The 12,947-nt window shown below is 68.3% G+C and carries 13 protein-coding genes; 2 read left to right on the top strand and 11 right to left on the bottom strand.

From position 1 onward, the window contains the following. Positions 1–26: 26 nt before the first annotated feature. The 4 genes from KTC28_RS05180 to KTC28_RS05195 form a co-directional block, all read right to left on the bottom strand. Positions 27–1,304 (bottom strand): RsmB/NOP family class I SAM-dependent RNA methyltransferase, encoded by a 1,278-nt coding sequence (locus tag KTC28_RS05180; protein WP_255602290.1) that lies wholly within the window; start codon positions 1,302–1,304, stop codon positions 27–29. Positions 1,305–1,742: 438 nt separating this feature from the next. Continuing rightward, on the bottom strand, positions 1,743–3,482 hold the full coding sequence (locus tag KTC28_RS05185; protein ID WP_216710567.1) for a class I adenylate-forming enzyme family protein: 1,740 nt from the start codon (positions 3,480–3,482) through the stop codon (positions 1,743–1,745). 69 nt (positions 3,483–3,551) lie between these two features. Beyond that, entirely contained in the window at positions 3,552–4,862 is a 1,311-nt protein-coding gene (locus KTC28_RS05190; protein ID WP_216710566.1) for an MFS transporter, read from the bottom strand. Continuing rightward, complete coding sequence (locus KTC28_RS05195) at positions 4,859–5,797, bottom strand: LysR family transcriptional regulator (RefSeq protein WP_216710565.1); 939 nt, start codon at positions 5,795–5,797, stop codon at positions 4,859–4,861. Before KTC28_RS05195 ends, KTC28_RS05190 begins: the two co-directional genes overlap by 4 nt. A gap of 117 nt (positions 5,798–5,914) precedes the next feature. Here KTC28_RS05195 and wrbA point away from each other — a divergent pair, with 117 nt between their 5' ends. Then, a complete protein-coding gene (gene wrbA / locus KTC28_RS05200; protein ID WP_216710564.1) occupies positions 5,915–6,529 on the top strand; it encodes an NAD(P)H:quinone oxidoreductase in 615 nt (204 codons plus the stop codon). Here the strand turns inward: wrbA and KTC28_RS05205 are convergent. From KTC28_RS05205 to KTC28_RS05215, 3 genes are read right to left on the bottom strand one after another with little or no spacing between them, the layout of a single operon-like run. Then, complete coding sequence (locus KTC28_RS05205) at positions 6,526–7,200, bottom strand: TPM domain-containing protein (protein ID WP_216710563.1); 675 nt, start codon at positions 7,198–7,200, stop codon at positions 6,526–6,528. The two genes, wrbA and KTC28_RS05205, sit on opposite strands and share 4 nt — an antisense overlap. A gap of 15 nt (positions 7,201–7,215) precedes the next feature. After that, positions 7,216–7,992: a TPM domain-containing protein gene (locus KTC28_RS05210; protein WP_216710562.1), complete on the bottom strand. Its 777-nt coding sequence runs from the start codon at positions 7,990–7,992 to the stop codon at positions 7,216–7,218. A gap of 38 nt (positions 7,993–8,030) precedes the next feature. Then, positions 8,031–8,630 (bottom strand): LemA family protein, encoded by a 600-nt coding sequence (locus tag KTC28_RS05215; protein WP_216710561.1) that lies wholly within the window; start codon positions 8,628–8,630, stop codon positions 8,031–8,033. A gap of 105 nt (positions 8,631–8,735) precedes the next feature. Here KTC28_RS05215 and mscL point away from each other — a divergent pair, with 105 nt between their 5' ends. Next, positions 8,736–9,179, top strand: coding sequence for a large conductance mechanosensitive channel protein MscL (gene mscL / locus KTC28_RS05220; protein WP_216710560.1), 444 nt, complete (start codon positions 8,736–8,738; stop codon positions 9,177–9,179). A 63-nt stretch (positions 9,180–9,242) separates the two neighbouring features. On the opposite strand, the gene KTC28_RS05225 is transcribed toward mscL, so the two are convergent. Genes KTC28_RS05225 through KTC28_RS05240 form a run of 4 tightly spaced genes read right to left on the bottom strand, consistent with a single transcriptional unit; the run spans position 9,243 to position 12,941 of the window. Next, positions 9,243–10,277 carry a sulfate/molybdate ABC transporter ATP-binding protein gene (locus KTC28_RS05225; RefSeq protein ID WP_216710559.1) on the bottom strand — a complete coding sequence of 345 codons (1,035 nt, stop codon included), beginning with the start codon at positions 10,275–10,277 and terminating at the stop codon, positions 9,243–9,245. After that, positions 10,274–11,110, bottom strand: a complete 837-nt coding sequence (cysW, locus tag KTC28_RS05230) for a sulfate ABC transporter permease subunit CysW (RefSeq protein WP_216710558.1) — start codon at positions 11,108–11,110, stop codon at positions 10,274–10,276. The genes KTC28_RS05225 and cysW overlap by 4 nt, the downstream gene beginning before the upstream one ends. Further along, positions 11,107–11,934: a sulfate ABC transporter permease subunit CysT gene (gene cysT / locus KTC28_RS05235; RefSeq protein ID WP_216710557.1), complete on the bottom strand. Its 828-nt coding sequence runs from the start codon at positions 11,932–11,934 to the stop codon at positions 11,107–11,109. Before cysT ends, cysW begins: the two co-directional genes overlap by 4 nt. Positions 11,935–11,936: 2 nt before the next feature. Continuing rightward, a complete protein-coding gene (locus tag KTC28_RS05240; protein WP_216710556.1) occupies positions 11,937–12,941 on the bottom strand; it encodes a sulfate ABC transporter substrate-binding protein in 1,005 nt (334 codons plus the stop codon). Between the last annotated feature and the right edge of the window lie 6 nt (positions 12,942–12,947).

Consider the following 12,947-nt stretch of genomic DNA (forward strand, 5'->3'; position numbering starts at 1 on the left):
AGGGTGCGAGATCGTTGCGGAACCGTTTATTTCTCCTTTTTGAGACGGGCGATGAAAAAGCCGTCGGCGCCGCCCGCGTCGGCGAGCGTGCCGGGGAGGAGCCGGACCTGCCCGCGCGCATCGGGAGCAATTCCGTCGGGCAGTTCGTCGGCCGCGATCGGATCGAGCGCGACACCGCGGGTCCGCCTGAGCAGCGCCTCGACCTGCGCCTCGCCCTCGGCGGCTTCGAGGCTGCATGTCGAGAAGACGAGGGTTCCACCGGGCGCGATCCAGTCGACCGCGCGGTCGAGCAGCGCCGCCTGGATCGTCAGCAACGGCGCAAGTTCGCGCGCGCCCTTGAGGAACAGCACGTCGGGGTGGCGGCGGAAGACCCCGGATGCCGAGCACGGCGCGTCGAGCAGGATCGCGTCGAACGGCGCGGGCGGCGACCAGACGAGCGCGTCGACCGTGACGATCCTGGCGTCGAGCCGGGTCCGCGCGAGGTTTTCGCGCACCCGGTCGAGGCGCGCCTCCGAACTATCGAGCGCGGTGACGTCGGCCCCCATCGCCGCCAGCTGGAGCGTCTTGCCTCCCGGGGCGGCGCACAGGTCGAGCGTCGACGTCCCCGATGCCGGGCGGAGGAGCCGGGCCGGCAGGCTCGCGGCGAGGTCCTGCACCCACCACGCGCCATCCTCGAACCCGGGCAAATCGGGGATCGAGCCTGGGCGGATCAGGCGGACATGCCCCGGGGCGAGCGACACGCCGCCGAGGGTTTCGGTCCAATAAGCGGTTTCCTTGCTGTCGCGGAGCGTCAGGTCGATCGGCGGCTCGGTGGCGAAGGCGCGGGCGGCGGCGGCGGCGACGTTGGCCCCCCATGCCGCCGTCCAGCGCTCGCCATATGGCTCGGGCAGGGCCGGCACCTCGGGCAGCGCCGCGTTCTCGCGGAGCAGCCGCGAGAGGACCGCGTGGGTCAGCCGCCGCGGCCCGCCCTCGGTCAGCGCCAGCGTCGTCGAGACGACCGCGTGCGGCGGCGTGTCGAGCAGCAGCCGCCCGGCAAGGCCGATGCGGAGTGCCATCCGCGCGCGCGCGTCGGAGGGTAGCGGCTTCGGCGTCGCGCTGTCGATCAGCGCATCGAGGTCGGTCAGCCAGCGCAAAACGCCGCTGGCAAGGCTGCGGGCAAGGGCGCGGTCGTCGGGCCGCTCGACCCCGTGGAAGGCGTTGGCGATCGATCCGTCAAGGGGTTTGCCCTGCGCGAGAACGCTCGTCAGCAGGCGCAGCGCGGCGCGCCGCGACGCGGTGCCGGGGGGATCGGGATCGTGCTTCACGACGGAATTCCGGGGGGAGCGGATGCTAAGTTCAAAATAAGTTCACACAGAAGCGTGTGGTTTTTCGGTTTCATTCTGCGCCCGACGCGGTCTGGCGGCCATGATCTGCGATCCAGACGCCGTGCGCCCGGCTATCGCCGTCTCTGTCGACTATTGCTCCGCGATCGATCAACCAATGTTCCTCCGGCTCGACCTGCAAGGGTACATTGTCGCCGGGGGTGTAGGACAGCGGAAAGCGACCGCTTATTTGCTGTCATCCCGGCCTACGCCGGGATGACAATCGGATCGGTGACGGCCCGCCTACAGAACGTGGAACAGATACAGCAGGATGATGACCGGGATCGGCACGCCCACCGCCCAAAGAATGCAACCCTTGCCCATGTCTTGTATCCCTGTCTGCTTACACGCGTGAAACGAGATGCGCGTGTCGCAGTTCCGTCATGCAGCGACCGCCGCTGGAACGAAGAGCTTCTTGAGCTCCGACTTGAGAATCTTGCCGTTGGCATTGCGCGGCAGCGGACCGGTCCAGAAGCGGACTTCGACCGGCACCTTGAACCCCGCCAGCCGCGCCGCGACGAAGGCGCGAAGCTCGTCGGCGGTGGCGTGGCCGCCGTCCTTGAGTGTGACCACCGCCGCCGGTTCCTCGCCGAGGCTGTGGTGCGGGCGCGCGACGATTGCCGCGTCCATCACCGCCGGATGGTCGTAGAGCGCGTTCTCGACTTCGACGCAGTAGATGTTCTCGCCGCCGCGGATGAGCATGTCCTTGGCGCGATCGATGATGAAGACGAAGCCTTCGTCGTCGATCCGCGCGAGGTCGCCGGTGCGAACCCAGCCGTCGATGAAGGTTTCGGCGGTCGCCTGCGGCTTGCGCCAGTATTCCTTGACGATGTTCGGCCCGCGTCCCCACAATTCACCGACCTCGCCCGGGGGCAGCTCGCGCCCGTCGGGGTCGGTCACCTTGACGTCGCACACCGGCACCGGCGGCCCGGCGCTGTCGGGGCGGTTCTGGTAGTCTTCGCCCATGTGGTGGGTGAAGGTCGCCGACGTCTCGGTCATGCCCCAGCCGTTGCCCGCGCTCGCGCCGCCGAACTGCGACTTGATCTGGCGGACGAGCTCGGGGGCCGACGGGGCGCCGCCATACGCGACGCTTTCGAGGCTCGACAGGTCGTAGTTGTGGCGGTTGGGATGCTCGATGATCTGCCACGCGATCGTCGGGACGCCGCCGCAGCCGGTCAGCCGCTCGCGTTCGATCAGCGCCATCGCGACCTCCGGGTCCCACTTGCGCATCATCACCAGCTTCGCGCCGGCGAATAGCGACGGCGACAGGATGGCGTGGCAGCCGGTCGCGTGGAAGAACGGCACCGACAACAGGGTGCCCTTCTGCGGTGCGAGCGGGTCGGGCGCGGGTGGAGCCTCGCCGCGGCGGAGATACGTTCGCGCCGCCGACAGCGCACTTGCCATGATGTTCGACACGATGTTGCGGTGGGTGCCGAGCGCGCCCTTCGGCTTGCCGGTCGTGCCGCTGGTGTAGAAGATCGTCGCGTCGTCCTCGGGATCGATCGCGACCGGCGGCATCGTGCCTTCGGGCAAGTCCGCCCAGGTCTCGGGGGTGCCGATGACGTCCTCGAGGCGGCGGACGAGCGGGTTCCCCGACTCCTCGTCGTTGCTGCGCGTGACGTAGATGCGCGTCAGGTCGCGGCATTCGGGGAGGTGCGCGGTCAGGCGGGCGAGCCGCTCGGCATCGACGAGGAGGAGCTTCGCGCCTGAATCGACGAGGCCGTATTCGAGCTCGGCCCCGGTCCACCACGCATTGAGCGGCGTAACGATCGCTCCGCACAACTGAGCTGCGAAGAACGCCACCGGCCATTCGGGAATGTTGCGCATGACGATCGCGACGCGGTCGCCCTTGGCCACGCCGTCGGCGGCGAGCTGCGCGGCGAGCGCGAGGACCGCGCGCGAGAACGCCTCGAAGGTGATGCGCTCGTCGTCGTGGACGAGGAACACCTTGTCGCCGTGTGCGCGTCCGGCGAGGAAGACATGCGCCAATGTCGGCGGCGCGTTCTTCCACGTCCGGGTCGGAATACCGCGAACATCGCGGGTCTCCATCTCGAGCGGCTGCCCCGGTGCAGTGAGCATGCCGTGGGCAGCAGCGATCGACATCGCGGGCCAGTCGGTCATCATCGTCCCCAGAATTTACGTTATTTTGAGAAAGTGTACGCTGATCGCGGCGGCTTTGCCCAGCCGGAATCAATCGACCGGCGCGGCACCCATCTCTCGGCGCAGGACCGGGGTGAACAGCGCGTAGCCGAGCAGGACGACCTGCGCCGCTGCGCCGAGCAGATATGGGTACGACCCGCCGATCTCGTACAGCCCGATGCCGACCGTCGGAGCGACGATGAAGCATGCGCCATTGATCGCGGTCACGGCCCCCGCGACTGCGCCCTGCTCGTCCTCGCCGACCGTCAGCGACGCCCCCGCGACGAAGCCGGGACGGGCGAAGCCGTAGCCGAGGCTGGTCAGCGCGAACGCGGCGAGGATCGCCGAATAGTCGTGCGCGAGGGCGATGCCGAGGCACCCTGCCGCCGCCAGCCCCGCGCCCCAGCGCATTAGCGCCGACGCGCTCATCCGCAGCATCCCGATCAGCCCCCATTGCGCGAGCAATGTCGCGCCCGCGCCGACCATGAAGGCGATGCCGACCGACTTTGCCGCCTCGGCGGGAGTGCCGCCGACCGAATCGATGATAAGGAAGCCGAGCGCCTGCCCGGTCGCCGCCTGGACGCTGCCGCTGGCGAAGCCGTAGATCATGAACGGCATGATCCGCGGATCGCGCAGCCGCAGCCGTGGCCGCCGCCCGACCTCCGCCGCGCGCGCCGACCCGCCGGTCGGGCCGCCGAGGATCGTCGGCATCGACGACGGTGCGCCGTGGTGGCCGTGGTCGATGGCAGCGACGTCGTGCCCCGGGCTGTCGTCGGGGAGCAGCCGCCACAGCCCGATGCCGACGCCGAGCGCGATCGCGGCGAAGCCGAACATCGGCCCCGACAGGCCGAGCCCGGCGATCTGGAGATACGGCGCGACGCCGGGCCCAAGGATCGTGCCGAGGCCGACCGCCGAGGTCAGCGCGGCGAGCGCGCCGGTCCGTTCGAACGCCGTCGTCCGCGCGGCGACATAGGCCTGCGCCGCCGGGTTCGACGCCGAGCCGAACAGCCCGAAGATGCTCCGCAGCGCAGCGAAAACGATGAACACCGCGACGGGCACGAGCACGCCGCGCAGACCGGCGAGGATCGCGCAGGCGCACCCCAGGAACGACACGCCGAAGCCGGCGATGCCGATCATCATCAGCGTCTTGCGCCCGCGAATGTCCGACTGGCGCGCCCAGAACGGCGCCGATACCGTCCACAGCAGCGCCGAGAACGAGAAGATCAGCGCGACCTGCCACGGCGGAATCCCGATCGTCCGCGCGATCGACGGCAGAACCGACTGGAGCGCGGTATTGCCCGCCGCGACGGTCAGCAGGACGACAAACAGCACGGCGAAGTGGCGGCGGGGGACGGCGGTCATGCTGCGGCTTCGGCCAGCGCCAGGTCTTTGCCAACCCCGGAATTCGCGGTGCCGAACTCGGCGGCGAGGAAGTCGGCGAGCGCGCGGACCTTGACCGGTTGGCTCCGCGTCGTCGGGTAGATCAGCCGCAGCGTCCCCGCCTCGAAGCGGTGCGCGGGGAGCAATTGCTCCAGCCGGCCGTCGGCGAGCGCGGCGCGGACGAAGAAGTCGGGCAGGATCGTCAGCCCGAGGCCGGCGATCGCGGCGGCGCACAGGATCTCGCCGCTCCGCGACCGCAGCCGCTCGGGTCCGCGGCACAGGCGGGTGCCGCCCGCCGCGGGAAAGCGCCACGGTTCGTCGGCGCGGGTGATCGTCGAGGTCAGGCTAGGAAAGGCGATCAAGTCCTCGGGCACTCCGGGGCGGCCGAGCCGGTCGAGCAGCACGGGCGCCCCGACAAGGTACATCTCGACCGTCCCGAGCGAGCGGGCGATCAGCCCTGAATCGGGGAGCTGGGTGCCGATCCGCACCGCGATGTCGATCCCCTCGCCGATCAGGTCGGTGATGCGGTCGTCGAGGATCAGCTCGATCCGCACGCCCGGATGGAGCTCCATGAAGCGGAACAGCGCCGGGCCGACGCGCTCGACCCCGAACAGCATCGGCGCCGCCATGCGGATGACGCCGCTGAGCGTGAGGGTCGAGCTGGCGACCGATTCCTCAGCGGCGCGGACGTCTTCGATCAGCCGCGTCGTGGCGTCTAGATACGCCGACCCCGCCTCGGTCAGCGCGAGCGCGCGCGTCGTCCGGTGGAATAGCCGCGCGCCGAGGCGGCCCTCGAGGTCGCCGATCGTTCGCGACAGACGCGAGGTCGACGTTCCCAGCCGCCGCGCCGCCGCGCTGAAGCCGCCCGCGCTTGCGACCGCGGCGAATGCCTCCATCTCCTCGATCCGTCCCGCCATCGTTGCGCCTGCTGCAAAGGACAATCGCGAAGACGGGTCATTATCACGGCGATCGAAAAGGCCCAAATGGCAGCCTGCGCGTTATCGTTCGCGCTTGCGACTTAAGGAGTCCGACCGATGACCAAGGTTCTGGTGCTATATTATTCGAGCTGGGGACATGTCGAAAAGCTCGCCACCGCAATCGCCGAGGGTGCCGGCGGCGTTGCTGGCGTCGAAGTCACCGTGAAGCGCGTCCCCGAACTCGTTCCGGCTGAAGTCGCTGCGGGCGCGCACTACAAGACCGATCAGGCCGCCCCGATCGCGACCCCGGGCGAGCTCGCCGACTATGACGCGATCATCATCGGCACCCCGACCCGTTTCGGCAACATGGCGGCGCAGATGAAGAACTTCCTCGACCAGACGGGCCCGCTGTGGTTCACCGGTGCGCTCGTCGGCAAGGTCGGCGGCGTGTTCACCTCGACCGCGTCGCAGCACGGCGGGCAGGAGACGACGCTGTTCACCGCGATGACCGTCCTGATCCACCACGGCATGCTCGTCGCCGGGCTGCCGTACACCTTCCAGGCGCAGATGGGCCTCGACGAAATCCACGGCGGGTCGCCGTATGGCGCGACGACGATCTCGGGCGGTGACGGCTCGAAGCAGCCGAAGGCGGTCGATCTCGACGGTGCGCGCTTCCAGGGCAAGCATATTGCCGAGACCGCGGTCGCGCTGAAAAAGGGTCGCGCCGCCTAAAGCTCGATCAGGCGGTTCGGGAGTTCGTCGGGGTTGTCGGCGTCGGGCGGAAAATGCTCGGCGAGGACCGCCCCGGCGAGCCCGATCGCGGCGACGAAGCCCTTCGCCGGCGCCCCCGCCTTGATCCCTTCGACCAATGCATGGACCGTCGTCGCCCAGTGCGACGGCGGCACCTTGGCGTAGATCCCGGTGTCGGCGACGACCTCGGCAATGCGGTCGGGGAGCGAGACGAAGATCAACACCCCGGTATTCGCCCGCGTAGCGCCGATGCCGCGCGCCTTGAACTGCGACCGCGCCTCGCGGTGAACCCGCTCGCGCCGGATCACGCGCGGGGTAACCTTCGCGCCGAGGCCTGTGCGCGTCAACACCAGCGCGGCGACCGCGAACACGGCGATCTGTACCGCGGCATAGGCCTCGACCGCGCGGCGCAGGTCGACCGCCGGATCGCCGCTGCTCCAGTCGTTCAACGCGGCGATCTGGTCGGGGCCATAACCGAACATCGTCGCCGCGAGCGGCAGGGCGAAGGCAATCAGCGCGGCGATCGTCAGCCCGGTCGCGGCGTAGCGGTCGGTACGGTCGCTGACGACAGCAACGATCTCGCCCGAGGTGGTCGCCTCAGCGGCAGTGATCGCCCCGGCGATCGCAGTCCGGTCGGCGTCGGTGAATGCCATGACCAGCTGCCCCCTCTACCAACTACCCGACGAGCCGCCGCCGCCGAACGATCCGCCGCCACCGCCGAAGCTGTCGCCGCCACCGCCACCGCCGCCGCCTCCGCCCCAGTCGCTACCGCCGCCGCCGCCACGGCTGAGCATGCTCGACGCCGCACCCCACAGGATCGCCGAGCCGATCCCCGACGGGCGTCCGCGTCCGCCGCGGGCGAGCGAGAAGACACCCCAGACGACGACGATCGCGAGCCAGAACAACGCGCCCGGGCCGACCGACGGGCGGTGGCGGGCCTGGGCATGCTGCGCCGTTGCATCGACCACCGCCGCGTGCGCGACCTCGGGCGATGCGCTCAATTGCGCGATGATCGCGTCGGTCCCGGCGGTCACGCCAGCGGCGATGTCGTTCTTGCGGAATTCGGGGATGATCTGGTTCTGGATGATGACCGAGGTCAGCGCATCGGTCAGGACGGGTTCGAGCCCGTAGCCGACTTCGATCCGCACCTTGCGGTCGGTCGGCGCGACGATCAGGATCGCGCCGGTGTTCTTGCCCTTCTGGCCGATGCCCCACGCGCGGCCGAGCTGGTAGCCGTAATCCTCGATCGGCGTGTCGCCGAGCGCGGGGACGGTGGCGACGACAAGCTGGATACCGGTCGATTTCTCGAGAGCGGCGAGCTTGTCGGTCAGCGCCGCGACGGTCACCGGCGGCAACACGTTCGCGGTATCGACGACCCGTCCCGACAACGGCGGGAACGCCGGGGCGGCGGCATGTGCCACCGCCGCCCACAACGCGACCAGCATCAGGAGCGCGAACGCTCCGAAGCGAAAGCGAGGAAGGGTCAGAACTTCACCGTCGGGGCGACCTGTGCATTGACCGTCGTCGCCTTGAACGGCGTCAGCGGCTTGGAACCGTAGATCACCTTTGCGCCGATCAGCGCCGGGAAGGTGCGGATCGTCGTATTATAGTCCTGCACGGCGGTATTATAGTCCTGCCGCGCGATCGTGATGCGGTTCTCGGTGCCCTCGAGCTGCGACTGGAGAGCCATGAAGTTGGTGTTCGACTTGAGGTCGGGATATTGCTCCTGGAGCGGACGCAGCTGCATCAGCGCGGTCGAGACGTGGTTCTGCGCCTGCTCGTATGCCGCAACCTTGCCGGGATCCTTGAGATCTTCGTCCGACAGATGGATCGCGTTCGCCGAGGCGCGCGCCTGCGTCACGCCGATGAGAACGTCTTTTTCCTGCTTGGCATAGCCCTGGACGGTGGCGACAAGATTGGGAATCAGGTCGGCGCGGCGCTGATACTGGTTCTCGACCTGCGCCCAGGCGGCCTTGGCGGCCTCCTCCTTGGTCGGGATCGTGTTCACCCCGCAGCCGGCAAGGCCGACGGTCAGGGCCAGCGGAAGCGCGAGACGGGCGGCGGTGCGGCGGGTCGACTGCATCGATAACTCCCTTGGGTTCCGGGTATATCCGCCGCCAGTACCCAAGGTGGCGACGAACCGCTATAAGATAAGGTGTATTGCACAGGCGTAACAGAGGGGTGCCAGATGTTTGCCGAATTCAAGACTTTTATCGCGCGCGGTAACGTTCTCGACCTCGCGGTCGCGGTCGTCATCGGTGCTGCGTTCGGCGCGATCGTCGCGTCGCTGACCGAGGATCTGATCATGCCGTTGATCGGCTTTCTCACCGGCGGCGTCGATTTCTCGTCGCACTTCATCCGCCTCGGGGCGATCCCGGCGAACTACACCGGCAGCCTCGAGGATTATGCCGCGCTCAAGAAGGCCGGCGTCGCGCTGTTCGGCTACGGCAAGTTCCTGACCGCAGTGATCAACTTCGTGATCATCGCGTTCGCGATTTTCATGCTTGTCCGCGCGGCGAACAAGTTCCTGGCGAAGACGCTTGCGGGGATGACCGCGAAGGCGGCGGTTCCAGCCGATGTCGTCGTGCTCAACGAAATCCTTGCCGAGCTGAAAAAGCGCCCGCTGGTTTAACGGGGTTTAGCCTAAATCTCCTTGTCATCCCCACCTACGCGGGGATGACAGAAAATTCGGAGATCACGCCGGGTAGGCGCGGACCGTCGTCGGGACGAGCGACACCGCGTCGCCGGGGGCCAGCCCGACGGGAACCACATCGAGTGTGACTTCGACCGTCTTCCCTGCGGCGACACACTCGATCGCGGCAAGCGCGCCGGTGCGGGCGATCCGCCGGACGGTGGCGGCGATCCCGTCGGTCCTGGCCGTCGCGATCTCGAATTCATGCGGGCGGACGAAGGCGACCCCGCGTCCGTCGGCGGCGGGCGGAGCACTGTTCGCCAGCCGCATCCCGCCGATCACGACCGCGCCGCCGTCGAGGCTGCAGTCGAAGCGGTTCGCGTTGCCGATGAAGTCGGCGACGAACGCGGTCGTCGGGCGGTTGTAGACTGCGTCGGGGGTGTCGACCTGCTCGATCCGCCCGGCATTCATCACCGCGACCCGGTCGGCGAGGTCGAGCGCCTCGTCCTGGTCGTGGGTGACGAAGATCGACGTCAGCCCCATCGTCTCGTGGACGCCGCGCAGCCAGCGGCGGAGGTCGTTGCGCACCTTGGCATCCAACGCGCCGAACGGCTCGTCGAGCAGCAGGACGCTCGGCTCGACCGCGAGTGCGCGGGCGAGCGCGACGCGCTGGCGCTGGCCGCCCGAGAGCTGCGCCGGAAAGCGCTTGCCCATGCCGGGAAGCTGGATCAGCGTCAGCAGCTCCTCCACGCGCGCGGCGATATCCTTGGCGGCAGGCCGCTCGCGGCGCGGCTTGACCGTCAGCCCGAAGCCGATGTTGTCGGCGACGCTCATGTGTCGGAACAAGGCGTAATGCTGGAAGACGAAGCCGACCTCGCGCTCGCGCGCCGGGCGGTTGCCGACGTCCACCCCGTCGAAGGCGATGCTCCCGGAGTCGGGGAAATCGAGGCCGCCGATGACGCGGAGCAAGGTCGTCTTGCCCGATCCCGACGGCCCGAGCAGCGCGAGGAATTCGCCGGGGCGGACGTCGAGGCTGACCTCGTTCAAGGCCGCGAATGCGCCGAAGCGCTTGACCAGACCGTCGACCGAAACCGTCAATGCCCGGCCCCCGCCAGTTGGTCGCGGAAGCGCCATTCGAGAAGCGACTTCGCCACCAACGTCACCAGCGCGAGACCGGCGAGGATCGAGGCGACGGCGAAGGCGGCGACATAATTATATTCATTGTACAGGATCTCGATGTGGAGCGGCAGGGTGTTGGTCAGCCCGCGAATATGCCCGCTGACGACCGATACCGCGCCGAATTCGCCCATCGCCCGGGCGTTGCACAGCAGCACGCCGTACAGCAATCCCCAGCGGATATTCGGCAGCGTGACGTGCCAGAAGGTCTGCAGCCCCGACGCGCCGAGCGAGCGCGCCGCCTCTTCGTCGGTCCGGCCCTGCTCCTGCATCAGCGGGATCAACTCGCGCGCAACGAAGGGAAAGGTGACGAATACCGTCGCCAGCACGATGCCGGGGACCGCGAAGACGATCTGGATATCGTGCTCGCGCAGCCACGGCCCGAGCCAGCCCTGGAGCCCAAACAGCAGGACATAGATCAGCCCCGACACGACGGGCGACACCGACAGCGGCAGGTCGATCAGCGTGATCAGGACGCTTTTGTAGCGGAAGTCGAACTTGGTGATCGCCCACGACGCCGCGAGCCCGAAGACGATGTTGAGCGGAACCGCGATCGCGGCGACGATCAGCGTCAGGCGCATCGCCGCGAGCGCGTCCTTTTCGCCGATCGCGGTCTGGAACGCGGCGATCCCCTTGGCGAACGCTCCGGCGAAGACCGCGGCGAGCGGCAGCGCAAGGTTGACCAGCAGGAACGCGAGCGCGACGCCGATCAGCGCCCACCGCACCCAAGCTGGTTCGGAGACGCCCGGCTTCATTCCGGCGCCATCCGCTTGCGGTCCCACGCCTGGAGCAGGTTGATCGCGAACAGCACCGCGAACGACGCCGTCAGCATCGTCGCGGCGATCGCCGTGGCCCCGGCATAATTATATTGTTCGAGCTGCTGGACGATCAGCAGCGGCGCGATCTCCGAGCGGTAGGGCAGGTTCCCGGCGATGAAGATCACCGAGCCATATTCGCCGACCCCGCGCGCGAAGGCGAGCGCGAAGCCGGTCGCGAGCGATGGCAGGATCGCGGTCAGGATGACGCGGAGAAAGGTCTGGCGGCGGCCCGCACCGAGGCTCGCAGCGGCCTCCTCGACGTCGTGGCCGAGGTCGGCAAGGACCGGCTCGACGGTGCGAACGACGAACGGCAGGCCGATGAAGGTCAGCGCGACGACGACGCCCAGTGGCTCGAACGCGACCTTGACCCCGAGCGGCGCGAGCAGGCCGCCAATCCAGCCGTTCGGCGCGTAGAGCGCGGTCAGGGCGATGCCGGCAACCGCGGTTGGCAGCGCGAACGGCAGGTCGACGAGCGCGCCGACGACGCGCTTGCCGGGGAAGTCGTAGCGGACCAACACCCACGCGACGATCAGCCCGAAGACGCTGTTGATCGCCGCCGCGATCGCCGCCGCGCCGAAGCTCAGCCGGTACGCGAGCAGCGCGCGCCGCGACAGCGCCACCGCGACATATTCGTCCCAGCCCAATCCGGCGGTCTTGATGAAGATTGCCGACAGTGGAATCAGGACGATGATGCACAGATAGAAGACGGTGAAGCCGAAGGTCAGGCCGAAGCCCGGAATGATCGACCGCCGCCGGATCATTTTCAGCGTTTGGCCGCTTCGAAGATCTGGTCGAACATCCCGCCGTCGGCGAAATGGACCGCCTGCGTCTTCGCCCAGCCGCCGAAATTGCGGTCGATCGTGAACATCTGGACCGGCTTGAACGCGGCGGCGTATTTCGCCGCGACCGCCGGATCGCGCGGCCGGTAGAAGTCCTTCGCGATGATCTCCTGCGCGGTCGGGGTGTAGAGATAGTTCAGATACGCCTCGGCGACCTTGCGGGTGCCGTGCTTGTCGACGTTCTTGTCGATCACCGCGACGGGGGGCTCGGCGAGGACACTGACCGATGGCGTGACGATCTCGAACGCGTCGCCGCCGGCCTCGCGGGTCGCGAGATACGCCTCATTCTCCCACGCGAGGAGGACGTCGCCCTGCCCGCGCTGGACGAAGGTCGTCGTCGACCCGCGCGCGCCCGAATCGAGGACGGGAACATTGTGATAGAGCTTCGTCACAAAGTCCTTCGCCTTCGCCGCACCCAGCGTCTTCGTCGCATAGCCCCACGCCGCGAGATAGTTCCACCGCGCTCCGCCGCTCGACTTGGGGTTGGGCGTAATTACCGCGACGCCGGGCTTCACGAGGTCGTTCCAGTCGTGGATGCCCTTCGGATTGCCCTTCCGCACGAGGAAGACGATCGTCGAATAATACGGCGTCGAATTGTTCGGCAGGCGCTTCTGCCATGCCGCCGGGAGCAGCTTCGCCTTGTCGGCGATCTCGTCAATGTCATAGGCGAGCGCGAGCGTGACGACGTCGGCCTCGAGCCCGTCGATCACCGACCGCGCCTGCTTGCCCGATCCGCCGTGCGACTGGTTGATCGTGACGACGTCGCCGGTCTTCGCCTGCCACGCCTTGGCGAACGCCGCGTCGACGTCCTTGTACAGCTCGCGCGTCGGGTCGTAGCTGACGTTGAGCAAAGTCACCGGCGCGGCGCGAACCGGGGCGGTCACCGCGGCGACCGCAAGCAGTACCGTCAATCCGATTATCGCGCGCATCGTCGC

This window comes from Polymorphobacter megasporae (assembly GCF_018982885.2).
GTDB classification, from domain to species: Bacteria; Pseudomonadota; Alphaproteobacteria; order Sphingomonadales; family Sphingomonadaceae; genus Polymorphobacter_B; species Polymorphobacter_B megasporae.